We start from the raw sequence: 21,448 nt of genomic DNA on the forward strand, positions 1-21,448 counted from the left end.
CTCGCGGAAGCCCCTGTACGTTTCCTTTTTGTCCGGCACCCGGACTCCTTACCCGGCCTCTGCGTCCCGATGCTTCTTATGAAACACGGCATCCAGCGACAGCCATCTGCTGCCGTTGACGGCGAGCAGAATGCAGCATGCGGCAATGACCAAATCCAGCTCATAGCCGTTCATCAAGCCTGCTCCAGCCTTTACCTTGACTATGGCGACGACCATCTCGATCAAGAACAGCCCCGCAAATACGCGCGTCTCCAGTCCCAGAATCAACGCCGCCCCTCCCACCACCTCAAGCGTGGAAATCACGTAGGCCAGAAAGCCTGCAATCCCGAAGCCCTCGAAGAACAAGGACGTATTCGTCATCCCGTTTAGAAATTTATCCATGCCGTGAACGAAGAAAATAATGCCGACCACGATCCTGACCGCAAAGATGGAAACCCCCAACCGATTCAAAGCCAAATCCGCCAACTCCTCGCTTATGTAAATATATCTGATAATGTAAATATAATATTTGCAGTTAATTACTTCAAGTAACTATAATAGGGAAAAGGATGATTTTTTGAATTACTTGAAGGAGGACAACCGGATGTCATCTGTGAGAAGCATCATGGCCAGAATACCGGGCATCACCTTAAAAACAAAAATTATGAGCGGTTTTTCGATTATTTTGTTGTTTCTTATGGTTCTGTCGAGCATTACCTATTTCGAGCTGGAGCAGCAGAAGAAGGCCTATAGCGGGCTGGAGCGGCTGCTGGGCGAAGCGATGACGGTCAATGCCCGCTCCAATGCGGTGCTGGAGCAGCTCGTGCCATCGCCTGAACAGGTGGACGCCTCCGGCATCGCAGAGGCAACGGAGCTTAGTCGAGCGCTGGCGGACAAGCTGGACAAATGGAGTGCGGAGCAAGCAAACGAGGCCGCAAGCGGTGCAGATGCGGAGAACGGACTCGGCATGGGACGAATCGGGAGTATGGATGCCGATCATTTGGCGGAATTTCAGTTCTCCATGTTCTCCTGTCTGATTATTCTGTTGGGCGTGATTGTCGCACGCTGGATTACCTACATCGTATCCAGCCCGGTCCTCGCCATATCGCAGACGATTAACGAGGTAGCGCGAGGCAATCTGCTGGTTCCCGAGCTGCCTTCCGCCAGACAGGACGAGCTGGGCGATACGGCCCGCGCGATCAACCGGATGCGCATAGGGCTGCACGATCTGGTCAGTAAGATCAATGCAGGAGCCGTACAGGTTGCGGCATCCTCCAGCGAGCTTCACGTCGGCTCCGAGCAAAGCACGCTGGCTGCCCGGCAAATGACCGCTTATATCGGGACGATCTCGCAAAGCGCCATAGTACAGCAGGAGGAAGCGCTGCAGGCTAGACGGACGGCAGAGCAGCATCTGGACAGCCTGAATCGGCTGCTGGAAGCCTCACAAGCGGTCAGACAGGCATCGGAAAGCGTTCAGCAGGAGGTTCATAACGGCGGGATTGTCGTCGTTCATACTCTGGATCAAATGAACAAGATCAAGCAGACCACGACAGAAATTCATGAGGTCATTGAGCAGCTTGCCCTGCGCTCTCAGGAAATCGGGGGCGTGGCGGACGTGATTACCGACCTTGCGCAGCAGACCAATCTGCTCGCGCTGAACGCCTCTATTGAAGCTGCGAATGCCGGCGAGCACGGGAGGGGTTTGCCGTCGTGGCAAGCGAGGTGCGCAAGCTGGCGCTGCGATCCAGCGATTCGGCCGGGCAAATTACAGAGCTGATCCGGGAGATCCGGGCGGAAATGAAGGAGGCCTCCGCATCCATGTCTACCGGATTGACGGAGGCGGATAAAGGAATGAATGTCGTGCAGCATACGGATGCATCGTTCAAACAAATTTTCGCTTCCTCGGAGGAAGCGAAGGCCCAAATCGAGCGGATTGCAAGCTTTATTGCCGAGCTTGAGGCCGGTTCGCACCACATTGCCGCCATGTCGGGCATGCTGGCCGAACGGTCGCAGGGCATATCGAGCGATATCCGCCAGATTGCCGAATCGTCAGCCGCGCAGACCGGCTCCGTTCAGCAAATGGCGCATTCCGCCGAGGCGCTCAGCCTGTTGTCTTCCGAACTGGAGAGCGAAGTCGGAAAATTCTCGATTCGTCCTTCCGCCTGAGCAATAGGATGATGGCGATAGGCGCATTCCTGCGCAGCTTGCGCCGTAAGAGCCACACAGAAAGCGGCGGCCCGCTCGGCGCCGCTCTGTCTGGCTTACCCGATCGACATTCCTCATCGTTCCGGCTTCACCTTGAACTTATCCACCAGCCCTTGCAGCTCTGCGGCCATGCGAGTCAAGTAGGACGAAGAAGAGGAGATTTCCTCCATTGAAGCCAGCTGCTGTTCCGTAGCTGCCGACACCGTCTGCGCCCCCGCCGCCGTCGATTGCGAGACGCGGGAGATGTCTTCTATCGCCTCCACGACTTGCATTGTCTCTCTCCCAATCTGTTCGGCTGTCACGGATACCTCGCGAACCTGCTCATCGACCTGCTCGACCGAGCGTTCAATTTCGGCGAACAGCCTGCCCGCCGTCTCCACGACGCTCCTGCCCGCGTTCACTTCATCCGCAGCCGCTCTCATCGAGTGATCCACACGGCCGATTTCATCGCGAATCGCAAGGATCAGCGAGGCCACTTGCTCCGTAGACCTCGTGGACTGCTCCGCCAGCTTCCTGACCTCGCCCGCCACGACGGCGAATCCGAGCCCCTGCTCCCCCGCCCTGGCCGCTTCGATTGCAGCGTTTAACGCAAGAAGATTGGTTTGTTGCGAGATTTCCGAGATGACCTCAACGATCTGACCGATCTCCGTGGAAGTATGGACCAACTCGTTAATCACGTCAGACAACCCGTTCACAGACAGGCTTATGGAACTCATTTGGCTCACGGCGCTTTGTATCGCTTGTCCGCCTTCCGCAGACCTTAGCGCAACCTGCCCAGTCGCATTTGCCGCAGTATGGGCGCCCGCCGCAATTTGCCGTATTCTGCCCGACACCTCATGAATCGTCTGCACGCTTTCCTCCACCAGGCTTGCCTGCTGATTGGCGCCGTCCGCCATCCGCTCGATCGCGTCTACGATATGCCCCGTGGCCGAGGCGCTTTGTCCCGCGCTGACCGACAGCTGCTCAGACGAAGCCGCTAGTTGATTGGCGGAGGAATTCACCTCGGATACGACCGAGTTAAGCGAATCGACCATGCGGTTAAAGGCAGCGCCAAGCTCGCCGAACTCGTCCTGCGATTTCACATCCGCCCTCCGGCTTAAATCCCCTTGGCTGATCATTCGGGAGGCATCAGTCAAAGCTCTCAGCGGTCTCGTAATCGAGCGGACAATGAAGAGCATCAAGCCTGCCCCGACGAGCGTAAAGACGATAATGACCATAATCGTATTATTCAAGATAGGGGCTGCTGTGCGCGTAACCTCGCCGGGAGAGCGATCCCCCGCGATCTTCCATCCGGTCAAGGCGTTCGTGATGTAGATCAACCGCCGACTTTCGCCGTCCGGAGACTCCTGTTCGATCTCGCCCGACTCGCCGTTGAACAGAGAGGGGGGCTGACCGACTGCTTCGGTTGCCGACTCCCCGCCGGCTTCTTCGCCCGGAGGCATCGTCGCAGCTTCGGGGGGCGATTCGGAAGCTGCATTCGCCGTCTTGTCCAACTCTTCTTGCCCCGCTCCGGCTCCCCAAGGCGGAGGAACAATGTTGGCTCCGTCGGAGCTGAACATGACAATAAAGCCGTTATCCCCAACTTTTACTTCGCTTACGATTTGCTTAAGCTCGGTCAGGCTCAGCACGACGGCGACAACCGATTCGCCCTTCTCCGCAGTTGAGGCTATCGCCACAACGGTGTCTCCCGTCTCTGCGGAAGTATAGGGCTCCGTAATCGCGGCCTCTCCCTCGTTCTCCATCGCCAGAGCATAAAATTCAGGCTCCGTTGTATCGACATTCATGGACGGCTCAAGATTGCCGGGGAAATAGCGGCGCTCCCCGCCGCTCCGAACAACGGCGACGCCTTCTACTTCAGGATGGCTTTGAACATAGGCATTAAGCTGCTCGTCGGCCGATAGGGCGGATAGCTGCCGCGACAATAAATGAACGTCCGATATTTTCGCTTGCACGTATTGATCGACGAGCTGGCTAACGAGATGAATATCGGTCTCGGCCATGCTTTGCAGTTGATCTTCGACTTTATTCTTTGCGGTTATGTAGGAGAAGCTTCCGATTGCCAAGCTCGGCAGCAGCAGGATGAGCAGGAACGAGAGTACTAATTTGTTTCGAACCGAGCCAAGCTTCTTCTTGTATTTCGACTGCAAGGGTTGAACTGTGGGGGTCATCTGAGAGGTCTCCTTCGTCTTGTAATCTGTTACCCGATTATAGATCTCCCATTGTGAATCCCCGCTGAAGCCAAGCTGAATGATTACTTAATCTTACCGATATGGCTGGTCGGAATGTACTGGGAAAGGACGACCCGGGTCGACAAAAAATCCGAGAGCCGTTACGCTCTCGGATTTTCAAGCTGCTGTTCGAGCTCGGTTTCAACCGGAAGCCATTGCATCCGCCTTAGTCGGATGAACAGTGCCGAAGGGATGCTGCGGCGGCGCGTAGATGACGGAGACTTTCAGCGGTTTATCCCCTGTATTGGTGACATTATGCCATGTGCCGGCAGGAACCATAATGGCATAGCCCTCATAGACGGGCTGTTGATAATCGAGTCTGTCTCTTCTGTCGCCCATCTGCACGAACCCCTGTCCCTCTTCGATCCGGATGAACTGGTCGGTCTTCGGATGAACCTCCAGCCCGATATCATCGCCAACGTCGATGCTCATCACAGTAACCTGAAAGTGGTCGCCTGTCCATAGAGCGGTGCGGTAGTTATTATTTTCCTCGGCCGCCTTCTCGATGTTGATTGCCAGCGGCGCCTTCCCATAATCCTTCAGCAGGACCGAGCCTTCGGAACGCATGAGTTCGGCCTGAGCGAAGTAATTCCGTTGAAGGGCAGGATAGCCGAACGCATACCCAGGGTAAGCGTAGGGAATGACCCACCCAGGATAGTAAGGAGACCTGTAGACATTAGGGACATTATACATTGAGTTTCCCTCCATAGGTTTATAAGCACATCATATGCCTATGTCGGGAAGGCCCCCTTTGTCACTTTCAGTTTGCTTCTACATTTCCCTAATCTGTCTAATGTTCCGGTTCATGAGATGCCGGACAAGCGATTGATAAACCCCTCTCCTGATCGTCCCCAGATTCTGTTGATGCCTGGCAAAAAAATCGTCGGGGCTTTCATAAATCCCGAGATCTCGGGCGATCCCTTCCTTTTGTACGTAGGTATCATTCTCGTTCCAATAAATAGCAGGGCTTTGAAAGTTGTCCGTCGCGATTCCGTAGCCGCAAAAGGAGCCCTCGCAATCCTTAAACTTGCTTTGCAGCTTGGTCAAATAAGGGATATCCAAAATAAACCCCTCCAGATTAAGCCATTGGTTCTCATGGAAAACCTCGACCCAGCTATGAAGAATTTCTTTCGGGGACAACCCATAATACCATCCTTTCATTGCCCCCTTCTGCAATTGCTTATGAATGGTAAAGCCATGCATGCGACAAGGTACCCCCACAGCTCTCAGCAAAGCCATGAACAGCACCCCCTTCGTGTTGCATTGTCCGTAACCGTTCATCAGCACCTCAGACGCCGGAATATCGTCGGCCCTATTGTAGCCGAATAGAATCGTATCGCGGACGTAATTATAGATGCCGAGTATTTGCTCCTTCTTGGTTAGCCGAGTCCACCCCTGAGCAGAAATGATCTGCTGAATATGGGGGTGAAAGTAATCAAGCAGCGCCGTTTCTTCAAGATATCGTTTCAACGGAAACACCTCCTGCCTTCACTATAAGGTTATAGCGAGCAGGCAACTTTCAAAAAGACGCTGTCTTTTCTAATCTCTTTAGCCGTCATCCCTAACAGCTTCTTGCCGGTAGCCGCGAAGTGGGAAGGGCTGTCGAACCCCGCCGTCAAGGCAGCGTCCGTAATGCTCCTCCCGGCAAATATCAGGTAGATCGCCTTTTGAAGCTTATGCAACGTAAGATAACCGCTTAATGAAATTCCCGTATTCTCCTTAAACAAATGGGAGAGTCTGCTGTCGGATAGATTTACCTGCTCGGAGAAAGCGCCTACGGAGTGCTCGGAGCTATCGCATTCCTTGAGGAGATGGATCACCTCCGCGATCCGCCGATCCTTAACTGTCCGCTGAATATAGTCCACGCCCAACAGCCGGAGAAGCTGCAAGAGAAACGAAGTATAGCTGGCGCTATCCCCAATAGCCTGATAGTTGCCTCGCGCGAATTCGCTAGTCGTGTCCAGCATCTCTTCCGGGAACACATACAACGAATGTCCCCCGATTCTTCTCTTAAAGCATGCCGCCAAATCGGAGGTACTGTCCATGAGCAGAAGCAGCAGCGGCTGGCCCAGTCCGTTTAGCCGATGAACGACATTGGAATCGATGGCTATGCCGGAACAGCGAAAGCACTCTCCTCCTATTTCTATTTCATACGCCAACCCCAAAGATAGGGTCACCTGTACGAAGGAGTGCTTGTGAGAATCGGCTTCAATCGTATCTCCCACGACCAGCAGATGATGATCCGCCCCGTATAAATTCATCACTCGGCCTCTCTCCTCCTATTCTCTCAGAGTATCCTATCGTTTCTTTTGTCCTATTTTATCACAGCCGCATTTTCCCCGTACTCCTAGAAGTCTATCGATTATCATAATAGAGCATCGTTTTTCTTAACAGGTCACCAACAGAACATTCGAACACGATTTTGGTTACTAAAGGAACATTACATATTTGGAATATCGTGTAAGATTAAAGCGCACCCTTCTCCATGCTCAACGCGCCGCGAACCATTCCATAGTGGAAAATATCTAAATTTAAGTCTACCTGTTCAAAGTATAGCTTTGATTCAGAGCTTAAATTGTGACTATTCCACAAAAAAAGGAGATGATGTCGTTCTTGAATTCGCTTTTGCCGATTCACCGTTCTACAATCTATCCTTTGGGGAGGAAATTTTAATGTCATTTCCAGAAACATTGAAGGAATACCCCTCTAGATTTAAGACTCTCTTGATCGCAACGGGCGGCCTGCTGCTGATCCTGGCTTGTTCTCTGTTGTTCGCGGACCGCGCATCGGCGCATGGCTGGCTGATCGACGGACGCGGAGACTTGTGCATGACCGGACAGAACTTAAATTGCGGTCCCGTACAGTACGAGCCTTGGAGCGTAGAAGGCCGCGGAGACTTCCCGGAGATCGGCGTGCCGGACGGCCAGATTGCCGGCGGAGGAAAATATCCGCCGCTGGATGAGCAAACCATGAACCGCTGGGCAAAAGTTGACCTGAGCGGCGGTCCTCATACCTTCCACTGGAAAATGGTCGCCAATCATAGCACCAACCGTTGGGACTACTATATTACGAAGCCGGGCTGGGATCCGAACCAGCCGCTGACGCGCGCGAATCTGGAGCTTTTCTGCCGCTATGAGGATAACGGCGCCCAGCCGCCGATGGATGTCTACAATGATTGCTTCATCCCGAACGATCGGGAAGGCTACCATGTCATTGTCGGGGTATGGGATATTTTCGATACGATCAATGCGTTCTATCAAGCGATGGACGTAAACCTGACGCGCGATCTTTCGCAGCCGACTACGCCGGCTCCGGGGTACCCGGGAGACCCGGACCGCTTCGGCGCCATCCGCGACTGGAGCTCGATCCGCCCGTATAATGCCGGGGAACAGGTCGTCTATGACGGTTATATTTGGGAAGCAAGATGGTACTCCCACGGGCAAACGCCTGGAGTAGACGCAGTATGGCTGCTCATCGGACCCGTAACGGGCAACCCCGCGCCCGCCGCTCCGACGGGGCTGACCGCAACGGCAGGCAACGCCCAGGTGACGCTCTCCTGGACCGCTTCGACCGGCGCGACGAGCTACACGGTGAAACGCTCCGCCACCGCTGGCGGTCCGTACACGAATGTGGATACCGTCAGCACCACGAGCTACGTGAACACGGGCCTGACCAACGGCACGACGTACTATTATGTCGTCAGCGCCTCCAACAGCGCGGGCAGCAGCGCTAACTCGGCTCAGGTGAGCGCAACCCCAACCGGAGGCACGACGCCGGTGCCCGCCGCTCCGACGGGGCTGACCGCAACAGCGGGCAACGCCCAGGTGACGCTCTCTTGGACCGCTTCGACCGGCGCGACGAGCTACACGGTGAAACGCTCCGCCACCGCTGGCGGTCCGTACACGAATGTGGATACCGTCAGCACCACGAGCTACGTGAACACAGGCCTGACCAACGGCACGACGTACTATTATGTCGTCAGCGCCTCCAACAGCGCGGGCAGCAGCGCTAACTCGGCTCAGGTGAGCGCAACCCCAACCGGAGGCAGCACGACGGGCAGCCTGATCGTTCAGTATCGGGCGGGGGATAGCAACGCCAGCGACAATCAGATTAAAGCTCACTTCATCATCAAAAATACCGGAAGCGCCGCAGTCGATCTCAGCACGCTGAAGCTTCGGTATTATTTCACCAAGGATGGCTCAGCGGCTATGAACGCCTGGATCGATTGGGCGCAGATCGGCGCTTCGAATATTTCGACCACGTTCGGCACCGCTTCCGGCACGAACGCCGACACCTATGTGGAGCTGAGCTTCTCATCTGCGGCCGGCTCTATCCTGGCTGGCGGACAGAGCGGAGAAATCCAGCTGCGCATGGCCAAGACAGACTGGTCCAACTTCAACGAGAACAATGATTACTCCTATGACGGAACGAAAACCGCTTATGCGGATTGGGGCAAGGTCGCATTGTTCCAGAGCAGCGTATTGGTATGGGGGGCTACGCCGTAAGCAGTTGTTGGGCATGAGGTGAAGCGCCGGCTAATATTGACGTTGGAAATACGCTGTGCTATGCTCAACTCATATTGAAGGCACTGCAACCTTAGGGTTCAACCTCGCGAATCGCGCGTGGTTGGACCCTTTTTTGCGTGCTTCTTCACACTTCAAGGAAACGAGGGAAAACGATGGCCAAGAAATTCGCATTGCTGCAAAGACTGGACGAGATCGGCAGGTCGCTGGAAAGAAGGGACAGTTCGTTAGCCCTGATCGGGCTGGGGTCGGTTGGAATCGAAACGGATCGGATAGATGAATATTCCGATCTCGATTTTTTTGTCGTCGTTGCTCCGGGATGCAAGCAGCCTTATATTGACGATCTGGGTTGGCTCGATGAGGTTTGTCCCGTTGCCTATCAGTTTAAAAATTGCGAGCTTGGTCATAAGTTTCTATTTGAGGATGGGATTTATGGGAGTTTGCCGTGTTCGAGCCGGCTGAATTGGAGACGGCAGCCTATACGGGAGGAAGGCTCATCTGGCAGCGCCCCTCCTATGAGAATAAGGACTCCGGGGAAGGGAACCCTCCTCTCCCCTCCACACGTGAATCCTCCCTCGACCATGCCGTCGGCGAAGCGCTGACGAATCTGTATGTCGGACTGGGCCGATACATGCGAGGGGAAAAGCTGTCTGCATTCCTGTTCATTCAACGGTATCCGATCGACAGGCTGCTTTCCATCCTGCATCTACTGGAGCCGGAGGTAGATTTTTTTCCCGACGTCTTCGGCAACGAGAGGAGAGTGGAGCTACGCTACCCTCAATTCTCCGGTAACCTCGGCGGAATGCTTCAGGGGTACGACAGAACCCCCGAATCCGCTCTGAAACTGCTCGATTACCTGGAGCTTATCTATCCGGTCAATTCAAGAATGAGTCAGGAAATCCGCGCGCTGGCCGCACGCTGCATGCATCGCGAGCAGCGGTTATGCTATCATGAATGGGATCAGCTTTGAAAAGCCGGCAAGGAGCCGCTGATCTACGAGAATATTCCCGAAGACAAGCGAATCCCCTCCATGGCACATGTGCACCTGGCAAGCATTCTGATGAAGCGGCGCTTCCTAAATCAGTTTTGAAAGCGGCCAGGAAATGAGGAGAACCGCACCATTCTACTGATGGTGCGGTTCTCCTCAGATCACAAGAAGAGTCAGGGCATCAACCTAGCTCTTGCAGCGCCTCATCGGCGGAAAGCTCGCCGCTCGCTACCCGCTCGATACGATCCGCGAACATTTCCAGCATATAATGAAACAACGAGACAACCTCCAGCAGCTCGTCCCCCGATACCGTTCGCGAAGATGGAACCGTGTATACGTAGCGGGCGTATACCTCGCCGTCCTCCTTTATGCCGAAGTGGCCGAGCGGCAGCACGCCGTTGGCCGCGAGCAGCACGCTCTCCACCGCGCTCCTTCGATCCGGCGCAACGACGCAAGGAACGATTGAATAGAGCTGAAGGAGTCTAATCCACTCGATATCGGATTCTGGCATAGGCACGAAACTCAGGTTAATGATCCGGTCCCTATTCTGTCTATCCTTACCCAGCGCCAATAGCAGTACGTGCAGCGGAATATCCGGGGACCGCTCCAGCAATTCCGTCTGCAAGCCTTCCTCCTCGAACCCGGCTTGCAGCCCTCCGAGTTCTGCCAGATGCTTCGCATGCTCCAGTTCAGAAATCATTTGTTCACCCTCCTGTCGTTACGGATTCTTCATCTTAATCTCTCTGCTTCATCGATTCCATCAGCAGCTCGCGCTGCTTGTCGATATCTCCGTTCAGCTTGAACAGCGCCTTCGTGCTGCATCCCGTCGCTTCGATGAAATTCAGGACTCGCCGATATTGATTAATCGCTTCGTCCGTATCGTCGCGTTCGGGAAGCTTGGCAACCATATCGAGGATCAGATCGGCATCCTTGGCTCGTTTGGCATGCTTTTTGTCAGACGACTTATCGGCGTCGAACAGGGATGACCATACGCTGTCCTCGCCGGATTTCGCCGCTTTGTCGCGACCGTATTGCTTGATCCGGCGGAATAGGCCCATGCCGGCCTTCGTGCCGCTGGCCGCCGCCTTCAAGCTGATGCCGACCGCGGAGCCGGCGCCGCTAAGCGTCGCGATATCGCCCGCAAGGTTAGCCATTTCCAAGCCTGCTTCTATACCCGCACGGGTCAATCGTTTCTGGTTGATCGATTTCATTTCCTTGGCCAGCTCGTAGTTCTGAATGTGATCGAGCTCGCTTTGCGCCTCTTGCTTCTCAGCCTCGGTTGAGCTTGAATTGGAGGCATCCATTACATCCATTAAAGCTTTACGGCGATCGTCGATCTTCGCCTTGTCCGTGCCCTGAGACTCATGAATGACTCTGCCGAACAAAGTGTAGCTGTTCTTCTTCACCATGTCGCTATTGGCGTATTTGGTTTTGAAATCCCTCTTGATGGTGGTCATCTTCTGCTTGGAGGCATGCCACTGCATCATATCGAACACTTTGATCGTGATTTTGACGCCGCTGATCGCGATGCCGATTCCCGGAATCGCTTCCGTCAGCTTGCCGACGCCGGATTCGAGAATTTCCAATATCGACTTGACGGTCTTCACGGCAGATTGCGCCGCCTCCAGCCCGTTATGCAGCGCTTCGAGCCCGCCCTTGATCGCATCATCCTTAGCGATGCCTTCGTCTGAGAAGCTTTCCTTGAATAGGCCATAGACGCTCTTCACCATGAAGAAAGCGCTCTTGATGGAGGATAAGGCGTCTCCGACGCTGCCGCTGTACCCGGCCACCGCTTCCGATGCGCCGGTGCCCTTATCATGGCCGTCCAGCTTAGCTGCGTTATCGACCACTTTGGCTACACCCGAGAAAGACTTCTGCGTGCTCTCCAGCCCTTCGTACAGAGCCCCCGCCGTCTTCGCTTTGCTGTTCGATTCCTCGATAGCCTTCTTCATATTAATCAGGCCGACAAAGCCGGAGCCAACCTCCAGCAAGCCCGAGGCAACGCCGAGCTTCTGATTTTGCCGGTCGATTTTTGCCTTTTCGACTTTTTGCGACGAGACGTCGCTCCCTTGCTCCGAGCCATCCTTAATTTGATCCTTCAGGTCGTCGGAAGCGCCCTGGTAGGTATCGGTTTGCCCTCCGATGCCGGTATTCGCCATCTCCGCCGTATCGCCGACGTTATCCGGCGCAGAGCTCTCCTCCTTATAGGCTTCCGCTTGGCCGAAGCCTCCCGCATCCCTGGCTTCGTTCACCTTGAGACGCATTAACCCCAACCCGGTCGGTTGAGGCGTATTCACGGCAGTATTCGCAGTCGAAGTCGTTGCCGGAGCCGTCGTGGGATTCGCGGTCTGGCCTGCGGCCGGATTGGCAACCGGATTCGCGTTAGCCGTAGGCGTCTTCGCTCGATGACTGCCGGCCTTTCCCTTCATTGGAGCCTTCGCCATGGACTGCGCCATCATCTGCATGATCGCCTGATTGCCAACGGTCATCTGCAGCCAGCGAAGCTTGTCCAGCTCCTGACTGCGCTGAGCCGAAGCGCCGGATGCCGCTCTGAGGCCTGATGAGGAGCGCCCTTGTCCTGTTGACACGGGGCCGCTCGTTGTCTGGTTCGCAATATGGCCTTTCGGCGGCATAGGGGTTCTCCCCTTTATAATATAGTGAATACTCGAATAAGCGCCATCCTGTTACTTTCAACATACTCAGTCAATCAGGCTGCTTGATCACGATCAGAAAATTATAGAAGAAGGACGCCCCGACGAATAGTGAGCCCTGTCATCAATTTGTCATATAACAAATTGGCTCTTAATGGAATGATTCGGTGAAAATACCAAAGAAACCGCCTGTGGCAATTCACTTAATCTGTCCTTATACAAAACAAATGGTTGAAACAAAAATAAATCATGCTCGTCTAATAGGGGGAGTGGCAGACATCAAAGATTGCGGAGAGATAACAAGCGATATTGAGCCAGGAAGGAGCCAGAAAAATGAAGAAGGTAATCACAGGTACGTTCCTTGCTTTAACGCTGTTTATGACATCGTTGCCTGCGTATGCGGCTGACAGTCAAATCAAGATTGACGGTGTTGCTGTCTCATCCGATGCAAAGCCCGAAACGAAAAATAATCGTATAATGGTGCCCTTGCGTATTATCAGCGAGAATTTGGGAGCAAAGGTGAATTGGTCGAATTCGGAAGTCACGCTCACGAAAAATAAGATGAAAGTCATGCTGAAGCCAAACAGCAAATCCGCGGTGAAAAACGATGAGGCGTTACAGATGGATGTAGAGCCGTATGTCAAGGATGATCGGATGTTCGTTCCGCTTCGATTTATTGCGGAGACGTTTGGCTGCAAGGTTAATTACAGCGGCTCTACCGTAACTGTCGATACTGCGCCGCTGGCCATTGAAGGCGTCAAGGTGAAAGCATTACAGCAAGAATATCGCATGACGATGGGCGGCGTAGTCCAACAAGTCAGTGGGAATGCCTATCACGAAGCGATTTATCATCTGTTTACGGAAAACAAAGGTGCAAAAGCCGAAGCGCCTGCCAAATACGCGTGGAACGCCGACATCGACACGCCTGGTTCGTATTATAAGAACGCCCAGTATGACTTTTTAGACGAGAAAGGGAACAGCGTCAAACGGTTCGATCTTTATTCTCTACTTAACGCGTTTCCCTCTGAGCTGTTGGAAGGTTATCCGGCCGCTCTGCTGCACGACGCTACTGAAGATCAATGGTACTTATTTAACGATGCCGCAGTTAAATCGATCGGACAACTCGTCGATACGGCTGCAAGGAACGGGTTTCTGAAGGTTATCATCAATACGGTCGTATAACTTAAGCCGCAGGGGCCGTGACCGGCAAATAAAAATGCAGCGCGTATCCGTTAGGATGCGAGCTGCATTTTACTTATAAACTTCGTTATTCGGTGGGATCTAACGCTTGCGAGCTACCACCGCTAACCGACCGTTTTCGCTTGAGTATTCGCACGTCGACAGTACAATTAGCTGGTCGCCGTACTGGGCGGCCACACCCGTATCGTATAGAGCGAGTTTTTTAACGTTTTGAACATAAGAATCGAACTCGGCGGGTGAGTCTGCCTTCTCCACCTGATAGTACTTAAAGACGTCGTCCGATTTGCGATAAACCTCCGAGAGGATAACGGCAACAATCTCATATTCCGCCTTCTCGTAAAGAGTGTTGAACTGGATCGTAGAATGTTCCTTATAGTAGCTTTCTTTCTTATAATTCAGCAAATCTGCAAACATCAGACCACTTTTCATGTTATGACCGTGAAGCAGTAGAATGTCCGAATCGTCTATCGTGTTTTGAGCGTCCAGAAAGGGGAGTCCGTTTTTGTTTTCCTTCTTATCAAAATCATGATCGAGATAGTACTCCGCATCCTGCAGGTTCTGCATGACCGGATAGTCGATTCGGGTATTGGCTATGGTCAGCCAACCGATGATGTCAGGGTTCCGCTCGTAAAGCTCCTGAAACTCCGGAAGCATGACCGGTTCGCTCGCCTGCTTGATAGAAAGCAGGGGGGCTTGCACAACCCCGCCCGTGTCCGATCTTGTTTGTTCCAACTGCTGTGTCAGCTCGTCGATCTGTTTCTGGGCTTGATAATCCCGTAAGAGATTCCGTGCAAGGCCTGCCACAGCAAAGACCAGCAGAAGAACGGACAAGGCGATAAGGATTTTTTTTGTTTTTTTCATCTCTTATCGCCTCCCCGCATTAGTTGACCTTTTTCTTTCTGAATGGCATAGCGATTCGGAGTCCGATCAAGGCGATCAGCGCCAGCGCCATGTAGAAAGTCGAAGATGTGCCGCTGTCTCCTGTTTTCGGAACGTTGTCCAGCTCGTCATCTTCAGGCGGTCGGGCGTCAATTCCGTTGCCAGACCCGTTGTTGCCGCCAGGCGGGTTACCGTTGTCGGTTCCGTTGTTGTTGCCGCCAGGCTGATTGCCGTTGTCGGTTCCATTGTTGTCGCCGCCAGGTTGGTTGCCGTTGTCGGTTCCATTGTTGTCGCCGCCAGGTTGGTTGCCGTTGTCGGTTCCATTGTTGTTGCCGTCAGGCGGATTACCAGTGTCGGTTCCGTTGTTGTTGCCTCCAGGCGGATTGCCGTTGTCGGTTCCGCCGCCGCCGTTGTTGCCGCCGCCGTTGTTGCCTCCGGAACTATTCGGTTTCATCGGTACGTCGTGTCTTACGATATCAAACTCGACAGAGATTGTGCCGCTCGTGTACGTCTCATACCCCGTCTTCGTTACAACCAGATAGTAATCCGTTTCCGGGAATACCATGTACGCATAGGAACCGGTTACGTCGCTGTCCTGATCCGGGTTCTTGTTATTGTGCGGGTCAAAGCCCGGAATCGTAGGCAAGGTACTTACTTTCGTGCCCGGAGTAATTCCATTATCTCTATTCCGCTTCGTATCCGCATAATACAGCGTCACCGTAGCTCCCTCGATTGGTGCCGACATTCCTTTATTTGCATCGTAAACAATGCCGTACGGATCAACCAGCTCCTGAGAGATATTGAGTTCTCCGTTAGCCGCCACGTTCAATTCGACGTCCTTAACGAGCCTCAATTCCTTGCCCGGCTCAACTTCATAACTCACTTCCATCATATACGTGCCCGTGATTAAACCTTCCACGGCGAAGGTGCCGTTCATCCTATCAAGAGGGAACGCTTTTGGCTTGCCGTTCTCCTCGATATAGTGCCCGTTGGCATCCTTCAAATAGATGTGCATTTTGTCGGCAAAGGCCCCTTTAAGAAACGCACTTTGTCCGTCAGGCTGCTTGAAGAGCACGATGCCTACCGCTGTGATTTCCGCAGGAATCAGGTTGCCCTCGATTGTAGGATCGGTGCCCTCGATGATTCCCTTTTGCCTGAATGGCACAGGCGTCAGCACTCCGCCAATCGCGATCATCCTGTTGTACGTAATGGTATACTCTTCATCCCGCTGAACCGGGTGGTAATACTTACCTTCGCCGTCGGTTTTAATGTAATGCTCATCGCCCGTCTTGACGTTCTTCACGATAATGTCCGCATCGGGGATAATCTGCCCGGTCGCATTATCCCTCAGAACGCCTGTGAGCGCCGCCGGCATCGTGATCACAATGGCTTTAGCCTCGTTGTATGGCACGCCTGATGGGCTGGTCGCCGTGGTGGTCGCAGTGATCTCGTGCTCCTCCGGCGTTGTATCGCTCAACTTCGGCGGCGTATATTTGATCGTGGCCTTGCCGTCTTTGTCGGTGGTAGCCCGTCCGATTTCAGTGCCCCCTACCGTAAACACAATTACCTTACCCTCTACCGGTTTGCCGTCCGTTCCCGTGAGGGTGGCTGTCAGTTCAGAAGGCGTTTTGCCGTCTCCAGGCACTTTCTGAATTTCTGGCTCCAAGGCAAGTGTTCCTGGAAGGTATCTGGCGTTCTCAAAAGGCGCTTGAGCCGTTTCATTTTCTTTGATGACACCTGTCTGCTTCAAGCTCGCTGGATCGGTCGTGTATTGGTCTGCCGTATAGTCCGTTTGCGTGACTGTGTAGGACGTATCCTTGAGAATGCCAACAATGGTAACCGATTGTCCGTGCTTGAGTGTGAGTTTGTCGCCGTTCTTGATGTTTCCGCTCGTGCCATCGTTGAATTGATAGGTATACGTTCTGCTAGCACCTGCTCCAGCGAAGTTGACCGTATACTCAAAATCCTTGTTCGAATTCGCACCGTTGCCAACCACCGTATTGCTGATTAACAGATTTCCAGGCGAATCTTTGTGATTGGTGAACTTGGCTTCGGCAGTTTTCGACTGTTCGATGGTACCTGTCAATTCCAATCCAGACGGAGTGGTCACATAGTCCTCAGCTGAGTAATCTGCCTGCTTAACGGTGTACGTAAGTCCCTCGGGCAGCTTAATGGCGACCGTCTCGTCGTGCTTGAGTGTGATCGTCTCGCCGGATTTGATCTTTCCTGAGTCGCCGTTCGACTTGGTATAGGTGTACTCTTCTCCTGCACCATAACCCGTGAACGTTACTGTGTAAACAAAGTTTTTAGTCTTATCGCCGCCGTTGCCGGTCATGGTATTACCGATCAGCAGATTGCCGTGCACCATTCGGGTGTTGACAAACTTTGCAATTTTCTCAGAACCGGTTTCAATGCTTCCTGTATGCACCAGGCCGTCAGGGTCGGTGCTATAGCCGTCTGCCGTGTAATTCGTCTGGGTGACGGTATAGCCGGTACCCGCAAGGATGTCCTTAAAGACAGCGGTTTCGTCGTGCTTAAGCTTGACGGTCTCTCCGGACTTGATCGTTCCGGTGCTGCCATCCTGCTTGGTGTAGGTATAATCTTTGCTTCCGCCTTCCCCAATACCTGTGAACGTGACGGTATATACGAATTCCTTGTTCTGTTCCCCGCCGTTCCCCTCCACGGTGTTGCCGATCCGCAGGTCGCCGACGTTTCTGATGTTTACAAAAGGCGCTTCCGCCGTGTCGTTCGCAGGAATGCTGCCTGTATGCGCCAAGCCGACAGGAGTAGCGCTATAGCCGTCTGCCGCGTAATTCGTCTGGGTGACGGTATAGCCGAGCCCCGCGGGCAGCACCGGGATCGTTAATTTCTCGTTATGCTTGAGCGTGAAGGTGTCGCCGGACTCGATGCTTCCGCTCGTGCCGTCTGACTTGGTATAAGGATAGCTGGCATCCTTGCCCTCGCCCTCAAAGGTAACGGTGTACGTAAACGCCTTGTTCGTGTCCGCGCCGTTGCCTTTCACCTCATTGCTGATGGCCAGCTTGCCGGCAACAGGAGTCGGCACAATCAGCGGATCCCCGGTGGTTACTTTTACGCCGTCAACCCAGATAGGCTTGCCGGGCGTATTTCCTACATACACCTGATAAATTTTCGTAGTGGGTAGCCATGTGGTTGTATCAATATAGGTTTGCTTAAGCTCATAAAGGCCCGGATTCGGGAACAACAGATTGAGCTTGCCACCACTTAAAGTTTCTCCAGTGGCGACCTGCGTTCCGTCAGCTTTCTTATACAGCGTAAACTTTACACCATTCAGCGGATTGCCGCTCGGGTCCACCTTTTTCAAAGGCAGCAGGGCATTGGAGCTTGAACTGCCGGCTACGTCCGAGCTGTCCAGCGTGCTTTCGCTTTTGGCGCTTACGGATTTCAGCTTGTCATCGCCCATCAGCTTTACTTCGTTGCCCATCTTGTCGCCAGCCTTCGCTATGGAAGGGTCAACCTCGCTCTGGTACACAAACTGGTAGAACTTATTCGGGTCGGTCATCGTAAATTTTAGAACTGTCGTGCCGTCCACGCCCGGTTCGGCTTCTACCTGAACTTCACTATTCGGGTCGCCGAGATCCAGCGCTTCGCCGTCCCTTTCCAAAGCGCCGCTCGCGGTCAGCTTGGCACGGTAAACCGCCATACTAGGTGCCGACAGTACGAGCTTGCCGCTTTCATCCTTGCGCAGGTTCATACCCGCCCCAAGAGTGTCCTGTAAATAAACGTCTTCCTCCATGTGATATGGCGGGTAATAGTTCACCGTCCATTCCAGCACGCCGGGAAACGGCTTTGTTACCGACTTGCCCAGCGCCTGAACAGGCACAATGACCTTGCGCTGTTCGGTGAGAACCTTTTCCACTCCGCCCCATGTCATATGAAGGTCGGCTTTGTTATACAGCACCTGCTTGCTTGTACCGTTAGTGGTGTATTCCTCCAAATATTTCTCCAGAGCCGAATTGGAAGGTCTTGCCTTCACCAGAATGACATAAGGGCTTTCCAGCTTGGAGAAGGTGAAGGTGCCTACGTTCCCGCTAGGTGAGAAGCTGACCACATGGGCAGGGGCGTTCGGCTCGATGAGGGCTGCGGCGTTATTTCGAACCCCATAGCCGGTGCCGCTCCCATTGTCCGAATAACCTTTCCAAAGCTCAAAATCCTTCTCCGCGGAAAACGGGACGAACTCCCAGCCCTCCGGCAGGGTATCCACTAGCTTCACATTGGTGATGACTCGACTTCCGCCGTCTTTCGCCATCTCGACCGTGTTGTACCCCGGCATATTTACCCCTAAGCGGAAGGTAACGGTCTTGGTCGTCCGGTCATAGGCCGAAATCGTCCATGCCTCGTTGTCATCGGTGGAGATGTAGCTACCGACGCTATTCGGAGTCACGTTTTCAGGCGTACCGTCTATCTTCAATGGCCTCGACGCAAAGAGCATATCCTTGTTCAGCATACGCAGGTGAAGGTTGACGCTATATTGTGCTTGCATTACTTTTTCACCGTCAAAGAGCAGAGCCCGATTCCAGCGCGTTTTCTCTACGTTAATATCCTGCCTGAAGAGGATAGCCGGGTTGGTCTCAAGCGCACGGAAGCTGAAGGATGCAAGTTGGTCGGTGGTGTACCCGGTCACCTTGATCAAATCCGCCACCACTTCATCGTTCACTTTCAACGGAATAACCTTCAAGGTCAAACCATTCGCGCTCTTGAGGGTATTCATGTGGTACTTCTTCCAAAGCTGTGCCGTATTTACATTTGCTTTGATTTTCGCAATCGTTTCCGAGGAAACCTCGCCGGTTTCATCCACGGCGTTGTCCAAGACATTCAAATCTCCGCCATGCACCAGCACATCATATACCACCGCATTTGGCAGGGCATATTGCGGAGTCAGGCTGACGGTCCATGTGATGCTGCCAAGGTTGTAATCCTCCATTGAAATAGCGGCGCTTTTCGCAAAAGTGTGAGCGCCGATGGTAACAATTGCCTCGTCTGTCACTGCGGCAGGTCTTATGCCGGTTATTACATCGTTGTTCTGTATGCCATCTGGTGTATCCAACTCCCAGTTGGCACGAGGATCAATTCTGAAGCTGGAGCCGCTGTTCACTTTGGACTTGATGATCAGTTGAACTTTACCGTCGATATTCCCGAAGGAGTACATGCTGTTTCCATCCGGAGTAATCGATTTTTCTTCAGATGCCACGCCACTTGCCCATGTCTGCCATGTGGCCGAGGTAAACTCCAGCCCTGCAGGCAGCACATTAGTGATGGCAAAGTTCTTTAACCCTTGTTTGTTATACTTGTTCACAATGATCGTCCATGTAATCTCTTCATTAGGGTGGTCATACGAAGCGCTGGCTTGAATCCAGTCGGGGGCAAAGGAAATTTCCTGACCCGCCTCCACAAGCTTGTCATTGTCCTGTCTCAGTTCCACTGTACCACGCATAACCCGATAGCTACGACCAAGATTGTTCGGCGGATTCTGGTGCTCGTAATAGTAGCCCCCCTTGGGAATCCATGTTTTATATTCGACCCTCGGATCTTCACCTGTCCCTACTGGGAACATATACGTCAGCGATCCGTCCCCGCCGATGGTTGGGGTAGCTTGAACTCCATTTACTTTGAACGTATCTGGCACATAAATACCGCGGACATTACCAGAGGTATTATAGGTTGAAGGGTTCGTATAAAACGTCTTCCCGTCCAGCGGCAGTTTAATTGTTTGATCAAACTGATCGAAAGCGGATACGGTTGACTGCCACGTAATCGCTCCCTCAACAAATTGTGCGGCTTGAATTCCGCGATAGCTATACTGATCCCACCTGACCATTCCCGGCGAGGTCAATGTGATGCTGTATGCCGGTGTGACGTCCGGATTTTTGAGCTGATAAGCTCCCCCAAAAATCGTGATCGGCATGGACTCGCCGTAATTTAAACCTGTCAGGTCCGAATTAGCGGTGGTTTCAAAGCTGAACGTAACCGCTCGTCCGACACCATTGAAAAAGCCTTCATCTCCGTCAAACACAACTTTGATGCTGCTAGGAGTGAAATAGGCGGTGCCAAGCTTTTTCGGGCCGGTTTCCGTCTGTGCCATCAAGGACTTGGTGGCCGTTGGCAACACCACTTCTTGGAAGTGGTCTGTTCTCGGCAGTTCAATCCAGTCACCCTGCTGAATGTACAGGCTGTGATCGGCATTGGTCGGATTAGGATCGTCGCCATTCACCGGCACCTTGAGACCTTCCGACTTAAGCGTGAATGGCTGTCTGCCTTGAATGGTTCCGTCAGGCGCAATAACAGCAAGAGGGGTGCCCTGCTGTACCGTCAACGGAAAGGTTGAATTCGCCCCCATGAACACCGTTGTTTTATCCTCCGGCCCCACCGCTAACGGCATTATAAGAGCACCCTCTGGAGCCTCGTACACCACTTCGGTTACAGACGGCTCGGGTGCCGTAAATTCGGGCTCTTCCGGCTGATTCGCCGAAGCCGTAAACGTCACGGTCTGTAAGGCCAGCAAAATCGCCAAACAGAAGGACAACGCTGTCTTGAACAGGTTTCCTTTACGTCCCACGTTCCAAATATCCGACAACGCGGCCTTGTTCTTGTATCGCTTTTGTCTCACGTTCCAAACATCCTCCATTTCATTTTCCGAGAGTTACGTCTGTAGAAAGATCACTGCAAAAAAGGATCAAGAGGAATAAACGACAGAGAAGGTCGATATTCCACAATTTTCTATCAGTCTATCACCCGGAACTAGACAGAATCTATACA

The 21,448-nt window shown here is 53.2% G+C and carries 12 protein-coding genes and 1 pseudogene; 4 read left to right on the forward strand and 9 right to left on the reverse strand.

Going from position 1 to position 21,448, the window contains the following annotated elements; genetic code table 11:
• Nucleotides 1-48 precede the first annotated feature (48 nt).
• The gene (locus tag ACFO1S_RS27270) at nucleotides 49-456 is read right to left on the reverse strand and encodes a DoxX family protein (RefSeq protein WP_378127929.1); all 408 of its coding nucleotides are present in this window, start codon (nucleotides 454-456) and stop codon (nucleotides 49-51) included.
• 544 nt (nucleotides 457-1,000) lie between these two features.
• Here ACFO1S_RS27270 and ACFO1S_RS27275 point away from each other — a divergent pair.
• Nucleotides 1,001-2,145: pseudogene (locus tag ACFO1S_RS27275) on the forward strand (methyl-accepting chemotaxis protein).
• Between the two features lie 113 nt (nucleotides 2,146-2,258).
• Here the strand turns inward: ACFO1S_RS27275 and ACFO1S_RS27280 are convergent.
• The 4 genes from ACFO1S_RS27280 to ACFO1S_RS27295 all read right to left on the reverse strand — a co-directional run bounded on the left by ACFO1S_RS27280 (nucleotide 2,259) and on the right by ACFO1S_RS27295 (nucleotide 6,673).
• Nucleotides 2,259-4,352 (reverse strand): methyl-accepting chemotaxis protein, encoded by a 2,094-nt coding sequence (locus ACFO1S_RS27280; RefSeq protein ID WP_204604590.1) that lies wholly within the window; start codon nucleotides 4,350-4,352, stop codon nucleotides 2,259-2,261.
• A 201-nt stretch (nucleotides 4,353-4,553) separates the two neighbouring features.
• Nucleotides 4,554-5,105, reverse strand: coding sequence for a cupin domain-containing protein (locus tag ACFO1S_RS27285; protein ID WP_204604591.1), 552 nt, complete (start codon nucleotides 5,103-5,105; stop codon nucleotides 4,554-4,556).
• Nucleotides 5,106-5,183: 78 nt separating this feature from the next.
• Nucleotides 5,184-5,882, reverse strand: coding sequence for a transglutaminase-like domain-containing protein (locus ACFO1S_RS27290; protein WP_204604592.1), 699 nt, complete (start codon nucleotides 5,880-5,882; stop codon nucleotides 5,184-5,186).
• A 29-nt stretch (nucleotides 5,883-5,911) separates the two neighbouring features.
• A complete protein-coding gene (locus ACFO1S_RS27295; protein ID WP_378127941.1) occupies nucleotides 5,912-6,673 on the reverse strand; it encodes a helix-turn-helix domain-containing protein in 762 nt (253 codons plus the stop codon).
• 411 nt (nucleotides 6,674-7,084) lie between these two features.
• Between ACFO1S_RS27295 and ACFO1S_RS27300 the strand changes: the two genes are divergently transcribed.
• Nucleotides 7,085-8,917, forward strand: coding sequence for a lytic polysaccharide monooxygenase (locus tag ACFO1S_RS27300; protein WP_378127932.1), 1,833 nt, complete (start codon nucleotides 7,085-7,087; stop codon nucleotides 8,915-8,917).
• Nucleotides 8,918-9,380: 463 nt separating this feature from the next.
• A complete protein-coding gene (locus ACFO1S_RS27305) occupies nucleotides 9,381-9,905 on the forward strand; it encodes a hypothetical protein (protein ID WP_378127934.1) in 525 nt (174 codons plus the stop codon).
• Nucleotides 9,906-10,104: 199 nt separating this feature from the next.
• Here the strand turns inward: ACFO1S_RS27305 and ACFO1S_RS27310 are convergent, their stop codons facing one another.
• Both ACFO1S_RS27310 and ACFO1S_RS27315 read right to left on the reverse strand, forming a co-directional pair.
• Entirely contained in the window at nucleotides 10,105-10,623 is a 519-nt protein-coding gene (locus ACFO1S_RS27310) for a YbjN domain-containing protein (RefSeq protein ID WP_204604594.1), read from the reverse strand.
• Between the two features lie 34 nt (nucleotides 10,624-10,657).
• Nucleotides 10,658-12,556: a hypothetical protein gene (locus tag ACFO1S_RS27315; RefSeq protein WP_378127936.1), complete on the reverse strand. Its 1,899-nt coding sequence runs from the start codon at nucleotides 12,554-12,556 to the stop codon at nucleotides 10,658-10,660.
• Between the two features lie 351 nt (nucleotides 12,557-12,907).
• Here ACFO1S_RS27315 and ACFO1S_RS27320 point away from each other — a divergent pair, with 351 nt between their 5' ends.
• Complete coding sequence (locus tag ACFO1S_RS27320; protein ID WP_204604596.1) at nucleotides 12,908-13,756, forward strand: copper amine oxidase N-terminal domain-containing protein; 849 nt, start codon at nucleotides 12,908-12,910, stop codon at nucleotides 13,754-13,756.
• A gap of 99 nt (nucleotides 13,757-13,855) precedes the next feature.
• Here the strand turns inward: ACFO1S_RS27320 and srtB are convergent, their stop codons facing one another.
• Nucleotides 13,856-14,635 (reverse strand): class B sortase, encoded by a 780-nt coding sequence (gene srtB, locus ACFO1S_RS27325; RefSeq protein WP_204604597.1) that lies wholly within the window; start codon nucleotides 14,633-14,635, stop codon nucleotides 13,856-13,858.
• A 19-nt stretch (nucleotides 14,636-14,654) separates the two neighbouring features.
• The gene (locus ACFO1S_RS27330) at nucleotides 14,655-21,299 is read right to left on the reverse strand and encodes a DUF7601 domain-containing protein (protein ID WP_204604598.1); all 6,645 of its coding nucleotides are present in this window, start codon (nucleotides 21,297-21,299) and stop codon (nucleotides 14,655-14,657) included.
• Nucleotides 21,300-21,448: the final 149 nt, after the last annotated feature.

Source organism: Cohnella boryungensis (assembly GCF_042651945.1).
GTDB classification, from domain to species: Bacteria; Bacillota; Bacilli; order Paenibacillales; family Paenibacillaceae; genus Cohnella; species Cohnella boryungensis.